This window comes from Herbiconiux sp. L3-i23 (assembly GCF_023734115.1).
Classification (GTDB): Bacteria; Actinomycetota; Actinomycetes; order Actinomycetales; family Microbacteriaceae; genus Naasia.
Genome location: NZ_AP025737.1, coordinates 841000 through 861319, shown reverse-complemented (window position 1 = coordinate 861319; position 20320 = coordinate 841000). Strand labels below are relative to the sequence as shown.

Sequence of the window (20320 nt, the reverse complement as noted above, 5' to 3'; positions counted from 1 at the left end):
CCGTGCGTCAGGTGACGACGAAGAACTGCTCGCCGATGTCGACGCGGGAACCGCGGGGAACACGCGAGCGCATGCCGGCGGGGCACAGTCGCGGTGCGCGGCCCGGTTCGCGGACGACGGTGCCGTTCGCCGAGAAGCGGTCGCTGATCCAGAACACGCCGCCCTCCTGACCGAACTCGAGATGCGTCTTCGACACCGAACGGCCAGGATCGTCGATCGTCACGTAGCCGTCGAAGAACTCACCCGGTTGCGGTGCGGGACGCCGCCCGACGAGGCCGGTGCCCTCGACGGTGACCGATTCGCCCGTGCTGAAATGCAGTGTGAAGGCGACCGGCTCGGGCTTCGCCCGTTCGGGCATCCGCGTCGCCTCGTCGATCGGGGGCCCCGACGGCTCTGCGAGCGCGGGCGATGCGGATTCGACGACGACCGGCGGTGCGGAGTCGCCGGTGGGCGGCCGCCACGCGCCCTGCTGTTCGAGCAGGTCGACGATGCGGGTCGCGTTCTCGTCGCCCTCGCCCGCAGGCGCAGCGCCGGGCGCCGCCCCCGCAGCGGGAGCGCTCGCAGGGGGGGCCACGACGGAGTCGGTGGTGGCGGGCGTCGCGGCGACGTCCGCCGGGCCGGCCGCGGGAGTCGCCGCGTAGACGGCGCTGCCGCATTCGCCGCAGAACAGGGCGCGTTCGGGCAGGTCGGCGCCGCACCGTGCACAGGTCATCGCTTCAGCCCTTCGTTTCGCCGCCGGATCTCCCGGTTGCGAGCGAATGACTTGACCGAGACGAGCGCCTTGATCCTCTCCCATCTCGTGCGCCCCGCCTGCATCGACTCGCGCAACACGGACACCGAGTCCCAGACGCGGTCCACTTCGGGGTCGTCGGGGGTCCCCGGCGCGAAGGTGGCGCGGTCGACCGCAGCCGCGAGGACCAGTGGTTCGCGTCCGCCGACGGCCATCGCGACCTCGTACCGGGTGGCGTGGGGCGTCGCCTCGTAGCCGAGGTCGGCCGCCGTGTCGGCGAACTCGGACCATCCGCCGCCGATCCGCTCGAGCGCGGTGCCCGTGTTCCGTCGGCGACGGCGCCGCTGCCATTTCGCCGCGACGACGGCGGCGAACGGCGCGAGCAGGATCGCCATCGCGAGGAGGATCCAGCCGAGCACACTGAGGACGACGAGCAGGACGCCGAGCCACACCGGAAGCGGTTCGGGCTGGTCGTCTTCGGCGACGTCCGGCGGGATGACCTCGTCCTGATCGATTCGCTCGTCCGGCGGCGGCTGCACGACCGACTGCGGCCGCGCCACCTTCGTCGAGTCCTCCGGCTGCTGCTCCGGGATGTCCCGCACCGGCGGATTGGGGTCGATCTGCACCCACTGGCCGTCGGCGGAGGCGACCTCGATCCAGGCGGTCAGGTCGGCGCCGACCAGATCGACGGGGGCATCCCCGGCGTCCTCCGGCAGTGCGAAGCCGAGCACCACGCGCGAGGGGAAGCCGAGCTGGTGCGCCATGAGGGCGGCGGTCACCGCGTACTGTTCGGCGTCGCCCAGCATCGGATCGTCGGTGAGCAGCTCGGTGATGCGGTCGGCGGAGTGCCCCGATCTGCTGAACGGCTCGTCCTCGCCCGTCCCGTGGCTGATGTAGCCCCGCTCGCGGATCGCCTGCACCGCGGCGAGCAGCTTGTCGCCACTGCTCGTCGCGTCGGCGGTGGCGGTCTGCACCGCCGTGTCGAGCTCGTCGGGCACCACCGCGGGAGCCGGCACGGGTGCCGTGCCCGGGCTGAGGGCGGCGATCTCGTCGTCGGATGCGCGCTCGGGCACGACGGCGTCGAACCGATAGGAGTCCCCGGGCTGGAGCCCGGCGAGCACCGCTCCCGTTCCGCTGACCGCGTTGTAGTAGAAGCCGCCGGTCAGCTCGCTCGAGCGCTGCCCCGTGAAGTCCATGCGGACGAGCGCCCCGGCGTCGGGAACCCAGAGCCCCGAGTATTCGCCGACGGTGATCCCGACGCTCGCCGTCCGGCCGGTGATCCCCTCGGTGTCGAGGGCGAAGGGAACCCGCGTGAAGGTCCCCGACGCGCTCGTCACCTCCGAGCTGCCCACGCTGTAGACGACGCCGTCGTAGCTGTCGAGGGTCGCGAGCCGCACCAGCTCGCCGGTCCTCAGCCCTTCGACGGTGAGCATCGCCTCGTCGGCGCGGTCGGGCTGGAAGTACCGGCGGTACGACGAGAGTGGGCTCGGATAGTCGCGGGGGTCGAAGGGCTTCTCGATCGCCGAGCGCAGCACGCTCCGTGTCGGCGACGGCGGCGCGACGGCGGTCGCCGCGACCGCTCCCCCGACCGAGAGCAGCAGGATCACCCCGGCCCCGACGGCGGTCCGGAGGCCCGCGCGCCGCCGATCGACGCGGGCCTCGACCGCCGTGCCGGACTGCTCGTTCAACAGGCGGATGGCCTCGGAGCGCCGACGCGTGCGGCACCACACCAGGTACGCGAGGCAGGCGACGAGCAGCGCGAGTGTCGGCAGGACGACGCCCTCGACCGTGGTCGGTCCGAACAGGATGCCGGCGAGGAACAGCCCGATCGGGCCGAGGATCGCGAGTTCCGGCAGGCGAGCGCGCAGGGCGATGGTCAGCGATACGACGCCGAGGAGCAGGGTGAGGAGGAAGACGGGGATGAGCAGCGCCTCGTAGTCGCCGACGGGCAGCGAGATGGTGAGGAGCTCCTTCCACGACAGGGCGGATCCCGAGATGAGCCGCGCGAGGCCGGGGACCGTCGGGATGAACCTGAGGAGCGCTTCGTCTGGCACCGCCGCGCCGACGCCGAGCACCAGGTAGGCGCCGATCGTGACGGCGCCGACCACGGCGGCGCCCCAGCGCAGCACCGCGCCGAGCACGGCGATCAGGGTCGCCGCGGCGCAGGCCACGCCGACCGCGACGGCGAGGGCGGCGCTCTGGTGGATGGGCCAGAACGTCCACGCGCCGAGGAGCAGCGCGAGGTCGATCAGGATCACGGCGATCGCGACGGACGTCGGTCGAAGGGGCGGGCGGCGGGCCATCACAGCGCCCCCGACCGGGCGAGTGATTTCTGCAGGTCGTCGAGGAAGCCGACGGTGAGCACCGTCAGTTCCCCGACGCGGGTGAGTCCCGGGGCGAAGCCCGCGTCGCAGACGACGGCGACGACTTCGACGCCGGCCGGGAACGACGCGGCGGCCGTGCGCAGCGCGGCGACGGTCGGCGTGGAGCCGAGCACGAGGAAGGCGACGGAGATGCCCGACACCTGCTCGGCCGCCACCCGGGCGAGGTCGGTGATGCCGAGCGCCGACGACACCTTGGTGACGCCGGCGAGGTCGTCGAGCAGACGCACCGGTGTCACGGTCCGGAGGTTGCGGGTGGCGAAGACCTTGCGCTTGGCGAACTCCGGGGTGCGTTCGCTCGCGACGACCGAGACGGTGCGCGCGTCGCGGATGGCCCTGACCCCGAGCGATCCGGCGACGCTCACGGCGAGCTCGAACTGCTCGTCGTCCTCGTAGTCGGCCTCGGCGAGGCTCAGAGCCACCATCAGATGGCTTCGCCGGGTCTCCTCGAACTGGCGCACCATGAGCTCGCCCTGCCGCGCCGTCGACTTCCAGTGGATGTAGCGCCGGTCATCGCCCGGCTGATAGTCGCGGAGGGCGTGGAAGGCGACATCGCTCGAGGTCAGGTCGCGGGTCTGGTGACCTTCGAGGTCGCGCACGAACCCGGTGCTCGCGGACGGGATCGACACCGTCTTCGGGTGCACGTACAGCTCGACGCGCGCGGCCCACACCTGCTCGCGGCGGACGAGGCCGATGGGGTCGGCGCGCACGGTGCGCACCGGCCCGATCTCGATGATGCCGCGCTTCGTGGTCGGCACGGTGAAGACGTCGTCGTGGCTCCCACCCGCGCCGATCGACGGCAGCGGCAGCTCGAGCAGGCCGTCGCCGACGGGGATCTCGATGGTCGCGCCCAGCAGTCGTCGCCGTTTCGGGTTCGTCACGGTGAGCGCCCCGACGGCGCGGTCGCCCACGACGACGCGGTCGTGCGGCATGCGCAGGCCGATGTCGTGACCCCCGGCGCCGATGAGGAACAGCGACGCGACGGCGATGATGACGGTGCCCGCCCATGCGACGGCGACGAGCTCCATCCACGACGCCGCGTAGCCGACGATGAACGACACGGCGACGACGGCGAGCATGCTCCAGCCGAGCGGCGTGACGACCGCGGTGACGTGCCTCGTGGCGATTCCGATCGCGTTGCCCGCCGACCGGCCTGCGCGCACGAGCACCACCTGGAGGTCGGCGAGCATTCCGGTGCGGTCGCCGACGATCTTGGTGCGCTCGTTGCGCAAGCCGGCGAGAGCCCCCCCGCTCTGCGTCCTGACGCGCGTGCGGGTGCCCGTCCGCGTGCCGGTGCCGGTCGCCGTGGCACCGCGGCTGCGCTGCGGGTCGGCGCCCGGCCTGCCGCTGCGGTGACGGGACGTGGTGCTCACACGGCCTGCCGTTCGGAGGGCGGCGGCACCTCGATGAGCAGCTGGGCGACGACGTTCGACGGGGTGACGCCGTCGAACTCCGCCTCGGGGTCGAGCAGCAGTCGGTGGGCGAGCACGGGCTCGGCGAGAGCCTTGACGTCGTCGGGGATGACGTAGTGCCGCCCGTTGGAGGCGGCGAGGGTCTTCGCGGTGCGCAGCAGCGAGATGGCGGCGCGGACGCTCGCCCCGAGGCGCACCTCGACGGCCGAGCGCGAGGCCTCGACGAGTCGGGAGACGTAGTCGGTGATCGACGGGTCGACGTGCACGGTCCTCGACAGGTGCGCCATGTCGACGACGATCTCGGCGGGCACGATCGCGGGCACCGTCGTCTCGTGCGAGCGCACGGTGGACGCCTCGAGGATGCGGACCGTCGCCGCGTGGTCGGGGTAGCCGATCGAGGTCTTCATGAGGAAGCGGTCGAGCTGCGCCTCGGGAAGACGGTAGGTGCCCGCCTGCTCGACGGGGTTCTGGGTCGCGATCACCATGAACGGCGCGCCGACGGCGTGCCGGACGCCGTCGACCGTGACGGAGCCCTCCTCCATCACCTCGAGCAGTGCGCTCTGGGTCTTGGGGCTCGCCCGGTTGATCTCATCGGCGAGCACGATGTTCGCGAAGATGGGGCCGGCGTGGAAGGTGAACTCGCCGCTGCGCTGGTCGTAGATGCTCACCCCGGTGATATCGCCGGGCAGCAGGTCGGGCGTGAACTGCACTCGGTTGGAGCTGCCCTGCACGCTCTGCGCCATCGCGCGGGCGAGCGAGGTCTTGCCGGTGCCCGGGTTGTCCTCGAGCAGCAGGTGGCCTTCGCTCAGCATCGCGGTGAGGGCGAGACGGATGACGTGGCTCTTGCCGAGGAGGACCTGCTCGATGTTCGCGGCGACCCGTCCGAAGATGTCGGTGAACCACGCGGCCTGCTCGGGGGTCATCGTCATGTGGGTTCCTGCTCCTCGGTTCGAGTTGGGGGTCGGCGGCTGTGGGGTCGACGGCTGTGGGACGGGCACCGCCGACGGCGTCGTGTCGGTCATGATCGGTACTCGTATCGTTGCCCGTTCTCGGTGACCGCCACCCGGAACGGCGTGGGCAGCGGACCTCGGCATTCTCCCGGAACGGCGCCGGCACTCGCGATCCAGGTGGCTCCGTCGCAGCTGTACTCGACGGCGTCGTAGGAGCCCGTGGGCAGCGCGGTCCAGGTCCAGACCTGCTCGATGCCCTCGACGCGGGAGGCGAGCTGCTGCGGCAGCGTGTCGACCGGGGTGAACACCGGCGAGTTCGGCGACCAGCCGGAGCAGAGCTCCTTGCCGGGCCAGGACTCGCACACGCGCACCTGCACGGTGTGCTCTGCGCCGTATCCGGCGGCGATCGTCGATCCGAGGCCGATCGACCCCGCGCCGACGCCGTCGAGCAGGTACTCGTACCGCACGCCCGGATTGCCGCCACCGGAGACGTAGTCGACGGAGTCGAGTCGGAAGTCGAAGCGTCCGGTCGCACCCTCGCGGGGTCCCGAGACGCCGACGGCCGTCGGGGTGCCGGGGGTCTGCCTCGTGGTCACCGCGATCTGCCCGCTCGAGCTGCAGCCCTGACCGTTGTAGGCGAAGACGACGAACGAGTTCTGCTCGTTCGCGTTCACCTGGAAGTCGGAGCTCGTCGCGGTGCCGACGTGTCGGAACGCGTCGCTCGCGGCGGGCACCTGGGGCTGCGGATCGTCGGAGCCGACCCCTGTCGCGGAGCACGACGGCGGGGTGCCCTGGTAGCGCGCGACGTAGTACTGGCTGATGCCGGCGCCGTTGCCGTCGAACACGCCGCCCCAGCTGACCGACACGGTGCCGGTCGAACCGCCCTCGGCGACGATGTTCGCGCCGGGACTGCCGACCACCGTCGGCGGGCCGGCGGGGGTGCCGGAGCCGCTGGCGCTGTTCCAGACGGTGAGCCCGGCGTAAGCGTCGTTGCGGGCGCTGACGGTGAACTCGACCGCGCCGCCGTTGCCGATGGACGAGTTGGTGACGTCGATCGAGTACTGGGTGCCCACCGGGTCGGAGCGGCTCACGTTCCTCGTGGCGGTGTACCCGGCGACGGAGACGGTGTAGTAGCTGATCGCACTGCCGCCGGTCTCGGCCGGCTTGGTCCAGAACACCCGGAGGCCGTGGTCGAGCGGTCGGGCACGCAGCCCCGTCGGCGCGGCGGGGACGATATCGGACCAGATCGGCTCGGGGCTCACCACCTCGTCGGAGTTGCCGAGCGCGTTGACGGCGACGACGCCGATCCGGATGGCGTTCGCGGGGCCGTTGCCCGGAGTGCCGACCGAGCAGGTGGTCGAGGCGCACTGCGTCGTCGCGATGCTCGCTCCGTCGCGGGTGTAGGTGGTCACCCGGTACCCCGTGATCGGCGAGTTGTTGAATGCCCCGGGGTCGAATGCGACGGTGATCCGACGATCGGCGAAGCCCGTGGCCCGGAGTCCGGTGACCACGTCGGGCCGGTCCTGCACCGAGAGGGTGACGGTGCCCCAGACGGCTCGGTCGGGGTCGCCGGTCGCGTCGAGCACCTGGTACTGCACGGTGACGTCGCGCGGCTCCGCACCGGCGGCGACCGTCACCGACAGGCGCGACCGGTCGGAGCTCGGCACGATGCTCACCCCTGCGGGGAGCGCGGCGGCGTCGATGCCCCGCACCGCTGTCACCGTGAGCGGCCGGCCCGGGAACGGGTTCGTCGCCTGGTCGTTCGCCAGCACGTCGACGACGGTGGTGGTGCCGCGGGGCACGACCGACGCGTCGGTGGCGGGCGCGGCGAGCGGTCTCGTGGAGGCGACGACGCTCAGCTGGAGGCGCCCCGCCCCGCCGTCGTTCACCGAATCGCGGACGCCGATGACCGTCGAGGTCGTCGTGCCCTTCGGGGTGCCCTCGTCGGCGCGCACGACGAGGTCGGTGCCGTTGATCGACAGCGAGAAGCCGGGCGGCTGCGACCCGGGCAGCGAGTAGGTGAGCTCGTCGATGTCGTCCGGATACGGGTAGGTCGTCAGGCGCCGCAGGTCGACGGTGCGCTCGGTGCCCGGTTCGAGTTCGAGCGCCGCGCCCTGGAAGACGGGCGGCTGGTTGTCGCGCGGCGTCACCGTGATGGGCAGCACGAGCGTCGCCCTGCGGCCGTTGGGGTCGTTCGCCGACGACCCGTCGGTGACCTCGAACGCGATCGACGCGGGGCCGAAGTAGCGTTCGGCGCTCGTGTACTCGAGGGTGTTCGAATCGGCGACGAGCGGCGACCCGTCGCCGTGGGTCGCGCGGACGGACCCGCTGTCGGTGAGGCGCACTCCGCGGTCGCCGACGGCGACGACGTAGTCGTCGAGGTCGATCGTGAGCGTCTCCCCGCTCACCACGGTGAGCCGGGGCACTCCCTTGCGCAGCTGCGGCAGCGCGTCGTCGAAGCCGGGGACGCGGATGAACGCGTACGAGATGACCGTCGGGTCGTCGGGGTGCGCCACGGAGAACGGGATGATCTGGCTGCGGTCGCCGAGCTCGACCCGGATCCGCTTGTTCGCGGTGACGCTCGCGCTGCCGCTGTAGTCGGCGAGCACCGCGAGGTCGAGGTCGCGCGCCGATCCCTCGGCGAAGAACACGCCCGCCAGCACGTTCACGTCGATGCTGTCGCGGCGGAGGATGTCGCTCAGGCCGAGCACGGTGTCCTCGGCGATGGGCCGGGCGAGCGGTGCGTCGGGGTCGACGACGACGGTGAGGAAGTTCGAGCTGGTGCCGCCCCGCTCGTTCTCGATCGTGTACACGAAGCCGTAGCGCCCGCGCTCGTCGGGGGCCGCGACGCGCACGACGGTGCCGTCGATCTCGGCGGTCGCCCCTTCGCTCGTCGGTTCGACGGAGACGATCGACAACTCCCCGCCGTCGGGGTCGGAGTCGTTGGAGAGCACCTGCACGGCGATGGTCGTGCCCGGCCGCACCGTCACCTCGTCGGGGATGGCGACCGGGTTCCTCGCGCCGTCGAGACGCGGGCTGATGCCGACGCGCACGGTGCCGACCGCGGAGGCGCCGAGACTGTCGACCACACGGTACGTGAAGGTGTCGGTGCCGGCCGAGTACTGGCCCGCCTCGAACTCGATCCAGTCGCTGCCGACCTCGACGACGGCGCCCTTCTCGGGGTTCGACTCCTGGCCGAGCAGCTGCACCGAGTCGCCGTCGGGATCGATCCCGGTGAGCGGGATGGGGATGCGGACGCTCTCGCCGGCGAGCACGCGCGCTGTCGTCGTCTTCGGCACCGGCGGGTTGTTGGAGGCCGGGTCGGCTTCGCGCACGGCGATGGTCACTTCGGCCGTCGCCCACTGCCCGTCGGGGCCGTTCACGCGGTAGACGGCGGAGTAGTTGCCGGTCTCCTGCGGGGCCAGGTAGCGCAGCCGGTTCTGGGCGGTGAACAGCAGGCCCGCCCCGCTCGGCAGGTTCTCGACGAGGGCGGGGTCGAGGGTGAGCGCCTCCCCGTCGGGCTGCTCGTCGTTCGCGAGCACCGGGATGTCGATGGCGTCGCCGACGCGCACGGACACGCGGTCCGGGGACGCGATGGGCGGCTGCAGGCGGGCGGGTTCCGGGATCTCGATCACGGAGACCGCGCCGTCGGCTTCGGCGAGGCCGTTGCTCAAGGTGTACCGGAAGGAGAGGCTGCCGCCCTCGATCGGTCCGACGAGGGTGACGCGCAGCAGGCGCTGCTCGAGCAGTTCGACGCGCACACCGGAGGTCGCGGGCACGCTCTCGACGCCGGTGACGAGCAGCACGCCGCCCGCGGGGTCGATGTCGGTGGCGAGCACGTCGACGTTCTGGGTGCCGCCCTGCCGGATGAACGCCGTGTGCGGGACCGGGATCGGGGCGCTGCCCGGGTCGGGCTGCGCCTCCACGTCGACGCGCAGCGTTCCGGTGGTGGTGACGACGCCGTCGCTCACCGTGTAGTCGAGGTAGTGGGTGCCCGCCTTCGAGCTGACGAGCCGGAAGGTGCCGCCCTCGTAGTCGGGGATGAGGCGGACGTCGGCCTTGTCGGGCACGTTGGTGAGGCGGATGGCGCCGTTGCCGCCGCGCACGTGCGCGAGCGGATCGACTTCGACCTCTTGGTCGGCGTAGGCGAGCACCACGAAGGGCTCAGCGATGATCGGCACCTCGCCGAAGGGCCGGACGGTGACCGCGAGGGTGCCCGCACCGTCCGCGCGTCCGTCGGAGACGGCGAGCGCGACGTCCTTGACCCCCTGCCCGGCGCCGCCGTCGATGAAGACGACGTCGCCGGCGGGCTTGTAGGTGACGCTGTCGGGCGAGCCGACCGACGCGGTGGAGAGGAAGAACGCGTCGCCGTCGGGGTCGTACCAGTCGCCGAGCACCTGCGTCGTGGCGCGCGACGACGCGGCGACGGTGGCCTTCGTGGTGCGCACCTGGACGGGCGCTGCGTTCTCGTCGTCGCCGCGGACGGTGAGGCTCACGGCCGCCGAGGCGCTGCCGCCGCGTCCGTCGGTGATCGTGTAGCGGAACGACAGCGTGCCCGACGCCGCAGGGTCGAGATCGACGAGGATCTGCTGGCGGTCGCCGGTCAGGGTGAGGCGGCCCGCGTCCTGCGGGAAGCCGCTCAGCTCGGTGACGACGAGCACGTCGCCGTTCGCGTCGTAGTCGTTCAGCAGGATGGGGAGCACGCTGGTGCGCCCCGGTCGTGCGCCGAATTCGTCGTCGACGGCGACCGGCGGCTGCTGCAGCTTGTCGAACTCGGGCGGGGTGTCCTCGTCGTTCTCCTCGACGACCTGGGTGTCCTCCTCCTGGTCGAGCAGGTCCGCCCAGTTGTCGATCAAGACGTTGCCGTCCTGCACCGCCCAGCTCGCTCCGGATCGGGTGTCGTTCAGCAGGACGTTGCGGCCGTTCACCGCGAAGCCGAGCTGCGCCGCGGAGGAGACGCCCGGCAGCACCGCAGTGTCGCCTCGGGGGTCGGCGTCGACGGTGTCGAGGCATCGGCTCCAGAACGCGCCGCCCGGCCAGGCTGCGTAGGCGCAACCGGCTCTGACCAGCGGGGCGGCGAGGCTGCCCGCCCCGGCCGCGCTCGCGTCGGCGACGATCTCGGGCTGCCCGCCGAACGGCACCGACACGAGGCCGCTGGTGCTCGCGACGTAGACCTGGTCGGTTCCGCCGCGCCCGCCCTCGTCGGCGGTGACCGGGGTCTGCAGACGGATGTCGTCGGACCCGGCGATCAGCCTCTCGAGGTCCGCGGTGCCGTCGGCCGTGTAGAGGAGGCGGGTGGTGAGGTCGAGCAGCGCGAAACGTCCGCCGACCACGGTGAGGGCGGTGTCGTCGTCCGCGGTGGGGCCGTCGACCGGGTAGGTCTGGTTGACCACCGCCCCATCGGCCGCCTCGACCCGCGACACCTGCGAGGCTTCGGGCGAGTAGACGTAGAAGGTGCCGTCCGAATCCATCGCGCCCACCGCGCCGGCCCCGAAGACGAGGTCGGCCTCGGACTGCGCGTCGAAGGCGTCGAGCTGCGCGAGCGGCACGACCCACGCCTCGCCGGTGCCCTGCGAGAGCACGACCGCGACCCCGTCGGCGACCCGCGGTCCGGTGGTGAAGATCCGGGTGTCGTCGGGCGGCACCGGGATGGTGTCCTCGATGGTCGAGGTCGCCGGGTCGAGCAACTCGATGGTGCTGTTGCCGCGGTCGTGGACGACGACCTCGGTGCCCTGCTGCAGGACGTCGAGGGTGCCGCTGGTGCTCGCCACGACGGTGTCGAGGGCCCGGATCTGCGTGTTCGCGCGGCCGACGACCTGCTTCGACCCGTTGACGACCCACACCGACCCGTCGTCGAGGTCGAGCCGTTGCGCCTTGTAGCCGTCGGAGACGACGGCGACGCCGATCAGGACCGACGCGATCGCGATGCCGCCGACGAGGGCGATGAGCATCGACTTCCGCCGCGAGATCGCGGCGAGGATCCTGCGGAGGGGGGACGGTGCAGCCTGCACGACTACGTTCCCGCGCACTTCTCGGCGCTCGCGGCGCCCGGCCTGCCGTCGCGCACGACGGTGACGGTGATGCAGACCTGGCCGCCGTCGCCGGCATCGACGGCGAAGCGGGTGCCCTTCTGCACACTCGTCGCGCCGTCGCTTGTCGTGATGCGGTAGGCGTCGTCGCCCTGCCCGGCGTCGTCCCAGCTGAAGACGACCCGTCCGTCGTCGGTGCTCGCCTGGACCGCGCCGACGGTCGGGATCTCGGACGACGCGGCGCGGAAGAGCACCATCGCGGCGGTCGCACCGAGCGCGATGACGAGCACGGATGCGGCGACGAGCACCCAGGCGAGCCAGGTCATGCGCGCGGCGGGTGCCGCGACGGCACCGGTCTGCGGCGACCCGCTCTGCGGTCGCAGCATGGTGCCGACCGGGCGGGAGTCGCCCGTCCCCTCGTACGCCCTTGACCGCCGGCGGCGGCGCTCCTGCTGCCCCGGTGCGGGGATGCCGCGAAGGCGCGTTCGGTCTTCGAGGTCGGCGACCGTCGCGAGCGCCCAATCGTCCATCGCGACCTCGAGCGGCGTCTGCGGCACACCCAGTTCGGTTTCGACCGACTGGAGTTCGCGGATGAGCTCGAGCACGCTCGCCGGTCGGTGCTCGGGCTTCTTCGACATCGCGCGCTGCAGGATCGACTCGAGACGGGCGGGAACGTCGTTCCGGCCGATCGGCTGCATCTTCGCCCGGTTGATGCGCGAGATGAGGTCGGCGGACTTGTTCTCGCCGCCCGGGATCTCGAACGGCGAGCGCCCCGCGAGAAGGCTGTAGACGGTGGCCGCCATCGACCAGACCTCGCTCGCGACCGTACCCGCCGTCTCGTCCATCAGGACCTCGGGCGCCGACCACGGGATCGACAGCCCGATCGACTCGGTGCGCTCCGACTCGGAGAGCGTCGCGGCGATGCCGAAGTCCGAGAGCACAGGGTGCCCGTACGCGGTGGTGAGGATGTTCGAGGGCTTGATGTCGCGGTGCAGCACCCCGGCGCGGTGCGCGGTCTCGACGGCACTCGCGATCTTGATCGCGACCCGCAGGACCTCCGGCACGGGGATGGGTTCGCGCCGGTACCGCTCGCTGAGCGCGGCGGAGCACAGTTCCATCACGAGGTACGGCCGGCCGTCGGAGGACACGCTCGCCTGATAGACGGTGAGGATCGACGGGTGCGTCGAGAGCTGCGCCATCAGGTTGGCCTCGGCCTGGAACATCTGCCGGACCTGCTCGTTGACGACCTCGGAGAGCATGACCTTCACGGCAACCTGGCGCCGCGGCATGTTCTGCTCGTAAAGGAACACGTCGGCGAAGCCGCCGGAGCCGAGCGCGCGCACGTAGCTGAAGCCCGGGAGCGTGGGCGGGGTCGAAGGAAGGCGTCGCGCCATGTCTTCCCCTCGATGCCGCGGACTTCGTTTTTCGCGCGCCGCGGACGCGGTCCACGCGCAGTGTCTACTGATTGTAGGCGAGGGGTACACCGGTCCCGCCGATTGAGCGGACCTTGTGGACTATTGGTCTGCCCCCAAATGAGGGGCAGACGGCACGGTACGGATGAGGCCGCTGATCAGGAGTGGCGCCCCGTCCCCCTGCGCGGGACCGTCTGGTCGAGGTCGAAGTCGCCGGTGGTCGCGACGACGTCGACGACGAGCACGGTGACGTTGTCGCGGCCGCCGCGGCCGAGCGCCGCGTCGACGAGCGCCGTCGCGGTCTCGCGCGACGGCGCGCCCGCGACGAGCTGCTGACGGATGTCCTCGTCGCTCAACTCCTTGGTGAGCCCGTCGGAGCAGATCATGAGGCGCAGCCCCTCGGTGACCGGGATCATCCACAGATCGGGCGCCGGCAGCTCGTTGAAGCCGATCGCGCGCGTGATGACGTTGCTGTCGGGATGGTGCTCGGCCTGCTCCTTGGTGATCGCACCGGAGTCGACGAGCTCCTGCACCACGGAATGATCGACCGTGACCTGCTCGAAGAGCCGGCCGCGCAGCTGGTACACGCGCGAGTCGCCGATGTTGAACACCGCCCAGTACGGGTCGCTGCCGACGAGGGTGAGCGCCGCGCCCGTCACGGTGGTCCCGGTGCCGAGAGCCGATCGGCCCGACACGCGTTCGATGTCGAGGGCGGCCGTGTTGAGCGCGTGCTCGACCACGTCGGGGTCGATGAAGTCGGCCTCGATGACCTCGGCGAGGCGGGTGACGACGGCGGTGCTCGCGAGATCGCCCGCCGAGTGTCCGCCCATGCCGTCGGCGACGGCGAACAGCGGGCTCTGCGCCACGAAGCTGTCCTCGTTCACCGCTCGCTTGCGTCCGACATCGGTGACCGCCGACCACGACAGCGTGATCTCGATGTCGGGCCGACGCGGAACCGAGACGGTGTAGCCCGGATTGCTACGACCGATCTGTGTCACTGACCATCCTGACTACTGCGTGGCCCGCGGGCCGGAAACGACGGAAGGCGGGGCGGTCAGCGGATGGGAAGTATCTCTATCACGTTGCCGTCGCCGATGTCCACCAGCGTTCCCGGCGTCACCACCAACGACTCCCCCTGCCGCAATTTTACGTGCGCGGCGCCCGGCTGCGAGACGAAGGTGCCGTTCGTCGAGCGCATGTCGGTGACGACGACGTTGCCGCCCTCCTGACGCAGTTCGACGTGCGTGCCGCTCACCTCCATCGACGGGGAGGAGACCTTCAGCAGGCGGGGAATGGTGCCGGTGACGATGCGGGGACTGCTCGGCTTGCGTCCGATGTACACGGGCGTGTCGAGCCGGTAGATCTGGCCGGTTCCGATCCGGAAGCTGTAGTGGCCGACCGCGCCGCCTCGTCCGGCGGACGAGAACCGCAGGTCGTGCTCGAGTCGCGCGGGCGACCACGCCGTCAGGGTCGGCACGTCGGCGCGGTGCCGGGAACGCTCGGTGACGAGCGTGTCGCCGATATCGCCCTGCTCGGCCGCGGCGGCGAGCTGCGCGGCGCGCTCCTCCTCTTGCAGCAGCGACCACTGCCCTGTCCCGAGACCGGTGACGGTGTCCTCGATGTCCCCGGCTCCGATGTCGCCGCCCCCGCGTCCGATCAGCGGATCCTGCTTGCGCGGCACCTCGGGGGCACCGGGCAGCGGGGGGAGGTCGGCGGTCGCGAGCGCGGCGGGGATCACCGGGATCGGCGTCGTGATCGGTGCACGGTACGGCCCCGGCGCGGCGGCCATCTTCTGCACGGGGATCGAACCGGTGATCGGGGCGGAGGGCTGATGCTGCGGGATCCGCGAGCTCATCGGGGTCGGCCCGGTCGACGGGGCGCGGATCGCGGCCGACGGGTCGACGGCCCGCTCCCCCGCGGCGACGGTCCAGGCGAGCCACGGAGCCCGCACCAGTCCGCTCATCACCGGCAGGTCGCGTGAGGCGGGGGCGCTGTCGACCCCCATCGGACGCTCCGACGACCCGAGCGCGAGGGCGCTCACCCCGTCGAACTCGGCCAGGTACCAGGGCTGCATGGCTCGCGAATCGATGCGCCGCTGCCCCGCTGCGGTCAGGATGTCGACGCTCCCGGAGCCGCGCAGCACCACCGAGAGGCGCTCGCCGAGCACCACGACGGCGAAGGACTCGACGGCGTCGGGGCCCCGGAGCGGAATGGAGGCGACGACCGACTCGAGGGTCGCATCCGGATCGGAGGCGAGGCGCCAGAGCCCGGCGATCAGGTCGACGGGAACGGCCGACTCGAAGCCGGCGAACACCGTTCCCGCGGCGAAGAAGGTCCAGTTGAGCGCGCCGCCGACCTCAGCGGCGAGGGGCGAATAGAAGGCGTGCCCAGGGGTCACGTCGGCTCGTCTCCCCCCGGGTGCCCCGTCCCGATCCCGCGCCCCGGTCGCGGCCGCGCGCGTCGGACGGGGTCGCCGTCTCTCGTGTGCGTGAACCCCACCGGCCGATCAGCCGCCGATGTAGCTCATCACATGCTTGATGCGAGTGTAATCCTCGAAGCCGTACATCGAGAGGTCCTTGCCGTAGCCGGAGTGCTTGAAACCGCCGTGCGGCATCTCGGCGACGAGGGGGATGTGGGTGTTGATCCACACGCAGCCGAAGTCGAGTTTCTTCGCCGCCCGCATCGCCTTGCCGTGATCGCGGGTCCACACCGATGAGGAGAGACCGTACTGCACGCCGTTCGCCCACCGCAGCGCCTCGGCCTCGTCGGTGAACTTCTGCACGGTGATGACGGGGCCGAAGATCTCCTGCTGGATCGCCTCGTCGTCCTGGCGCAGTCCGCTGACCACGGTGGCCTCGTAGAAGTAGCCGGTGTCACCCTGGCGCGATCCGCCGAGCGCGATGTCGGCGTGGTCGGGGAGACGGTCGATGAACCCGGTGACCCGCTGCAGCTGGTCGGCGTTGTTGACCGGGCCGAAGTACACGTCCTCGTCGCGCGGGGCGCCGGTCTTCGCGTTGTCCTTCGCGTACGCGGCGAGCGCCGCGACGAACTCGTCGTGGATGCCCGCCTGCACCAGCACCCGAGTGGCGGCGGTGCAGTCCTGACCGGCGTTGAAGTAGCCGGCACCGGCGATGCCGGCGACCGCGAGCTCGATGTCGGCGTCGTCGTAGACGATCACGGGCGCCTTGCCTCCGAGCTCGAGGTGCACGCGCTTCAGGTCGTTCGCGGCCGCCTTCGCGACCTCCATGCCGGCGCGCACCGACCCGGTGATGGCGACCATCTGCGGGATCGTGTCGTCGATCATCGCCGCGCCGGTGTCGCGGTTGCCCGCGATCACGTTGAGCACGCCCGGGGGCAGGAACTCGGCGGCGACCTCGGCGAGCAGCAGCGTCGACGACGGGGTCGTGTCGGACGGCTTCAGCACGATCGCGTTGCCGGCGGCGAGCGCCGGGGCGAACTTCCACGTCGCCATGTTGAGCGGATAGTTCCACGGCGTGACCTGGCCGATGACGCCGATCGGCTCGCGGCGGACGAAGGAGGTGTGGTCGGCCATGTACTCGCCCGCGGCGCGCCCTTCGAGCACGCGGGCGGCGCCGGCGAAGAAGCGGATCTGGTCGACCGAGACGAGGATCTCGTCGTCGACGAGCGACGCCAGCGGCTTGCCGGTGTCCTGCGACTCGACCTCGGCGAACTCGTCGGCCCGCTTCTCGATCGCGTCGGCGATGCGGAAGAGCGCGAGCTGCCGCTCGGCGGGGGTCGTCTCGCCCCACTGCTCGAACGCGGCGGCCGCGGCTTCGTACGCGGCGTGGACGTCCTGCCGGTTCGAGATCGGGCTCGTGGCGTACACCTGCTCGGTGGCGGGATCGATGAGATCGAGTCGCTCATCGCTGGTCGCGTCGACGTAGTCGCCGCCGATGAAGTTGCGCAGTTCGGTTCCGCTCATGGGCACCACCCTACCCATCCGCGATCGACGGACAAGAGGGCATCCGCTTCGGATTCCGTGTCAATCGAGGGTCGGAACTGCGGATCCGCTTGCCGGGCGCGACGGCGACTGCCAGAATCGGGGAATGGCAGAGGGACGGAACGGCGCGGCGCCGCGGCAGGTGACCCTCGACGCCGTCTCGAAGAGCATCATCGAGCAGCTGCAGAGCGACGGGCGCCGCTCGTACGCCGAGATCGGCAAGGCCGTCGGGCTCTCCGAGGCCGCCGTGCGCCAGCGGGTGCAGAAGCTCACCGAGTCCGGCGTCATGCAGATCGTCGCCGTCACCGACCCCATGCAGCTGGGCTTCTACCGGCAGGCGATGGTCGGCATCAGGGTCAGCGGAGACACCCGGGTGATCGCCGACCAGATCGCCGCCCTGTCCGAGGTCGACTACGTCGTCCTCACCGCGGGCAACTTCGACATCCTCGCCGAGGTCGTGTGCGAGAACGACGACGACCTCATCACCCTGCTGAACTCCCGCATCCGCACGCTCGAGGGCGTCACCTCGACCGAGACCTTCGTCTATCTCAAGCTGCACAAGCAGCTCTACAACTGGGGAACACGATGACCACGACAGAACAGAACGTCACGACCGGGTCCGAGACCGACCTGCAGCAGAAGGCCAAGGATCACCTCTGGATGCACTTCTCGCGCCAGTCGACGCTCGAGGAATCCGGCGTTCCCGTCATCGTCAAGGGCGAAGGCCACACCATCTGGGACTCGAAGGGCAAGAGCTACTTCGACGGCCTCTCCGGGCTCTTCGTGGTCAATGCAGGGCACGGCCGTCGCCGCCTCGCCGAGGTCGCCGCGAAGCAGGCCGAGCAGCTCGCGTTCTTCCCCATCTGGTCGTACGCGCACCCGGCGGCCATCGAGCTGGCCGACCGCCTCGCCGACATGGCGCCCGGCGACCTCAACCGCGTGTTCTTCTCCACCGGCGGCGGCGAAGCGGTCGAGACGGCGTTCAAGCTCGCCAAGTACTACTGGAAGCTGCAGGGTCGGCCCACCAAGCACAAGGTGATCTCCCGCTACATCGCCTACCACGGCACCCCGCAGGGTGCGCTCGCGATCACGGGTATCCCGGCGATGAAGCAGATGTTCGAGCCCGTCACCCCGGGCGGCTTCCGCGTGCCGAACACGAACTTCTACCGCGCCGAGGAGATGGGCGCACCGGCAGGGCAGACCGAGGAGGAGTTCGGGCTCTGGGCGGCGAACCGCATCGAGGAGATGATCCTGATGGAGGGCCCCGAGACGGTCGCCGCGGTCTTCCTCGAGCCGGTGCAGAACTCGGGCGGCTGCTTCCCGCCGCCGAAGGGCTACTTCCAGCGGGTCCGCGAGATCTGCGACCAGTACGACGTGCTCCTCGTCTCCGACGAGGTGATCTGCGCGTTCGGTCGCATCGGCAACTGGTTCGCCTGCGACACCTACGGCTACGAGCCCGACATGATCACCTGCGCGAAGGCGATGACGAGTGGCTACTCCCCCATCGGCGCGACCATCGTGAGCGACCGTATCTACGAGCCCTTCCGGCACGGCGACATCGCGTTCTATCACGGCTACACGTTCGGCGGTCACCCCGTCTCGGCGGCCGTCGCGCTCGAGAACCTCACCATCTTCGAGGAGGAGGGGCTCAACGAGCGGGTGCGCGAGAAGGGTCCGATCTTCAAGAAGACGCTCGAGAAGCTGCGCGACCTGCCGATCGTCGGCGATGTGCGCGGCGACGGTTACTTCTACGGCATCGAGCTCGTGAAGGACAAGGCGACGAAGGAGACTTTCGACGAGGCCGAGTCCGAGCGGCTGCTGCGCGGATTCCTCTCGAAGGCGCTGTTCGAGGCGGGGCTCTACTGCCGCGCGGACGACCGCGGCGACCCCGTCGTCCAGCTCGCGCCGCCGCTGACGATCGGCGAACCCGAATTCGACGAGATCGAGCAGATCCTGCGCGGGGTGCTCTCGGAAGCGTGGACGAAGCTCTGACCGCGACGGGGGCGCAGGCCCCGCGCCGCCCGTACCGCGACGTGAGCCTCTGGCTCGATCAGGTGGCGGAGCAGGGCGACGACCTCGCGCCCCGTCCGCCGCTCGCCGGCGATCTCGTCGTCGACGTGTGCATCGTCGGCGGCGGCCTCACCGGGCTGTGGACCGCGCACTACCTGCTCGAGGCGCACCCCGACATCCGGATCGCGATCCTCGAGAAGGAGATCGCAGGGTTCGGCGCGTCGGGCCGCAACGGCGGGTGGTGCTCCGCGCTCTTCCCGGCGAGCGCCGCGGCGCTCGAGCGTCGACACGGCGTCGACGCCGCGGTGGCGATGCGGCGCGCCATGATCGACACGGTCGACGAGGTGGGCCGGGCGGCCGAACAGCTCGGCATCGACTGCGACTTCGTGAAGGGCGGCACCGTCGCCTTCGCCCGGTCGGCGGCGCAGGAGCGGCTCGCCCGCGCGGAGCTCGACGAGGCGCAGCGCTTCGGCACCGATCCGCTCGTAACGATCGACCCGGCACGGTTCGGTGCCGACGGCGCGCGATCGGCGGTGTTCGATCCGTCGTGCGCGCGCCTGCAGCCGGCGAAGCTCGTGCGCGGGCTCGCCCGCTCGGTCGAGGCGCGAGGGGCCACGATCTACGAGGGCACCGCGGCGATCGACTTCGCCGCGAACCGGGTGACCACGGCGCACGGCACCGTGCACGCCGACGCGGTCGTCCTCGCCCTCGAGGCGTACAGCGCGACGCTGCCGAAGACCCACCGGCGCCTGCTCCCCCTGTACTCGCTGATGATCGCGACGGAGCCGCTGCCCGCGGCGGTGTGGGATGAGATCGGCATCGAGCACGGGCAGACCTTCGGCGATTACCGGCATCTCCTCATCTACGGGCAGCGCACCGCGGACGACCGGATCGCGTTCGGCGGCCGCGGCGCCCGCTACCACTACGCGAGCGCCGTCCGCGACGACTACGACCGGGTGCCCCGCGTGTTCGAGCATCTCCGGCAGGCACTGCGCGAACTCCTCCCCGCCACGCGCGACGCCCGGGTGACGCATACCTGGGGTGGACCGATCGGCGTCCCCCGCGACTGGCACGCCACCGTCTCCTTCAACCGCTCGACCGGCGTCGGCTTCGCGGGCGGCTACGTGGGCGACGGACTCTCCACCACCAACCTCGCCGGGCGCACCATGGCCGATCTCGTCACAGGCCGCCGCAGCGAACTCACCCGGCTGCCGTGGGTCGGCCACGACTCCGGCCGCTGGGAGCCGGAACCGCTGCGGTTCCTCGGGGCGAATCTCGGGGTCAGCGCGATGGCGTTGGCCGACGCGGAGGAGCGGGTCACCGGCCGTCCCTCGCTCGCCGCCGCCGCCGTCCGGCCACTCACCGGACACTGAGACGTCCCCCCACGGGGGCGCCGATGGGCGTAGGCTCATGAGCGGGACTCATACTCCCGTGA

12 protein-coding genes are annotated in these 20320 nt (G+C 71.2%); 3 read left to right on the top strand and 9 right to left on the bottom strand.

Translation table 11 applies throughout. The features are described from left to right. Positions 1–7: 7 nt before the first annotated feature. The 9 genes from NGH83_RS04060 to NGH83_RS04020 form a co-directional block, all read right to left on the bottom strand. The gene (locus NGH83_RS04060; RefSeq protein WP_251857787.1) at positions 8–712 is read right to left on the bottom strand and encodes a hypothetical protein; all 705 of its coding nucleotides are present in this window, start codon (positions 710–712) and stop codon (positions 8–10) included. Next, positions 709–3033, bottom strand: coding sequence for a transglutaminase family protein (locus NGH83_RS04055; RefSeq protein WP_251858446.1), 2325 nt, complete (start codon positions 3031–3033; stop codon positions 709–711). Before NGH83_RS04055 ends, NGH83_RS04060 begins: the two co-directional genes overlap by 4 nt. After that, entirely contained in the window at positions 3033–4484 is a 1452-nt protein-coding gene (locus NGH83_RS04050) for a DUF58 domain-containing protein (RefSeq protein WP_251857786.1), read from the bottom strand. The genes NGH83_RS04055 and NGH83_RS04050 overlap by 1 nt, the downstream gene beginning before the upstream one ends. Beyond that, complete coding sequence (locus NGH83_RS04045; protein ID WP_251857785.1) at positions 4481–5452, bottom strand: MoxR family ATPase; 972 nt, start codon at positions 5450–5452, stop codon at positions 4481–4483. The genes NGH83_RS04050 and NGH83_RS04045 overlap by 4 nt, the downstream gene beginning before the upstream one ends. An 89-nt stretch (positions 5453–5541) precedes the next feature. Further along, a complete protein-coding gene (locus NGH83_RS04040; RefSeq protein WP_251857784.1) occupies positions 5542–11502 on the bottom strand; it encodes an Ig-like domain-containing protein in 5961 nt (1986 codons plus the stop codon). Further along, positions 11487–12896 carry a serine/threonine-protein kinase gene (locus tag NGH83_RS04035; protein WP_251857783.1) on the bottom strand — a complete coding sequence of 470 codons (1410 nt, stop codon included), beginning with the start codon at positions 12894–12896 and terminating at the stop codon, positions 11487–11489. The genes NGH83_RS04040 and NGH83_RS04035 overlap by 16 nt, the downstream gene beginning before the upstream one ends. A gap of 176 nt (positions 12897–13072) precedes the next feature. After that, entirely contained in the window at positions 13073–13912 is an 840-nt protein-coding gene (locus NGH83_RS04030; RefSeq protein ID WP_251857782.1) for a PP2C family serine/threonine-protein phosphatase, read from the bottom strand. A gap of 56 nt (positions 13913–13968) precedes the next feature. Further along, positions 13969–15312, bottom strand: a complete 1344-nt coding sequence (locus tag NGH83_RS04025) for an FHA domain-containing protein (protein ID WP_251857781.1) — start codon at positions 15310–15312, stop codon at positions 13969–13971. Positions 15313–15420: 108 nt separating this feature from the next. Then, complete coding sequence (locus NGH83_RS04020) at positions 15421–16857, bottom strand: gamma-aminobutyraldehyde dehydrogenase (protein WP_251857780.1); 1437 nt, start codon at positions 16855–16857, stop codon at positions 15421–15423. 124 nt (positions 16858–16981) lie between these two features. Here NGH83_RS04020 and NGH83_RS04015 point away from each other — a divergent pair, with 124 nt between their 5' ends. Genes NGH83_RS04015 through NGH83_RS04005 form a run of 3 tightly spaced genes read left to right on the top strand, consistent with a single transcriptional unit; the run spans position 16982 to position 20258 of the window. Continuing rightward, positions 16982–17464 carry an Lrp/AsnC family transcriptional regulator gene (locus NGH83_RS04015; RefSeq protein WP_251857779.1) on the top strand — a complete coding sequence of 161 codons (483 nt, stop codon included), beginning with the start codon at positions 16982–16984 and terminating at the stop codon, positions 17462–17464. Then, positions 17461–18867, top strand: coding sequence for an aspartate aminotransferase family protein (locus NGH83_RS04010; RefSeq protein ID WP_251857778.1), 1407 nt, complete (start codon positions 17461–17463; stop codon positions 18865–18867). Before NGH83_RS04015 ends, NGH83_RS04010 begins: the two co-directional genes overlap by 4 nt. Further along, positions 18852–20258 carry an FAD-binding oxidoreductase gene (locus tag NGH83_RS04005; RefSeq protein ID WP_251857777.1) on the top strand — a complete coding sequence of 469 codons (1407 nt, stop codon included), beginning with the start codon at positions 18852–18854 and terminating at the stop codon, positions 20256–20258. The genes NGH83_RS04010 and NGH83_RS04005 overlap by 16 nt, the downstream gene beginning before the upstream one ends. The last annotated feature ends 62 nt before the right edge of the window (positions 20259–20320 follow it).

What these genes read in the sequence shown, in the direction of transcription:
- NGH83_RS04060 (WP_251857787.1), bottom strand. Translation starts at nt 712, where the DNA reads ATGACCTGTGCACGGTGCGGCGCCGACCTGCCCGAACGCGCCCTGTTC.
- NGH83_RS04055 (WP_251858446.1), bottom strand. Translation starts at nt 3,033, where the DNA reads ATGGCCCGCCGCCCGCCCCTTCGACCGACGTCCGTCGCGATCGCCGTG.
- NGH83_RS04045 (WP_251857785.1), bottom strand. Translation starts at nt 5,452, where the DNA reads ATGACGATGACCCCCGAGCAGGCCGCGTGGTTCACCGACATCTTCGGA.
- NGH83_RS04035 (WP_251857783.1), bottom strand. Translation starts at nt 12,896, where the DNA reads ATGGCGCGACGCCTTCCTTCGACCCCGCCCACGCTCCCGGGCTTCAGC.
- NGH83_RS04020 (WP_251857780.1), bottom strand. Translation starts at nt 16,857, where the DNA reads ATGAGCGGAACCGAACTGCGCAACTTCATCGGCGGCGACTACGTCGAC.
- NGH83_RS04015 (WP_251857779.1), top strand. Translation starts at nt 16,982, where the DNA reads ATGGCAGAGGGACGGAACGGCGCGGCGCCGCGGCAGGTGACCCTCGAC.
- NGH83_RS04010 (WP_251857778.1), top strand. Translation starts at nt 17,461, where the DNA reads ATGACCACGACAGAACAGAACGTCACGACCGGGTCCGAGACCGACCTG.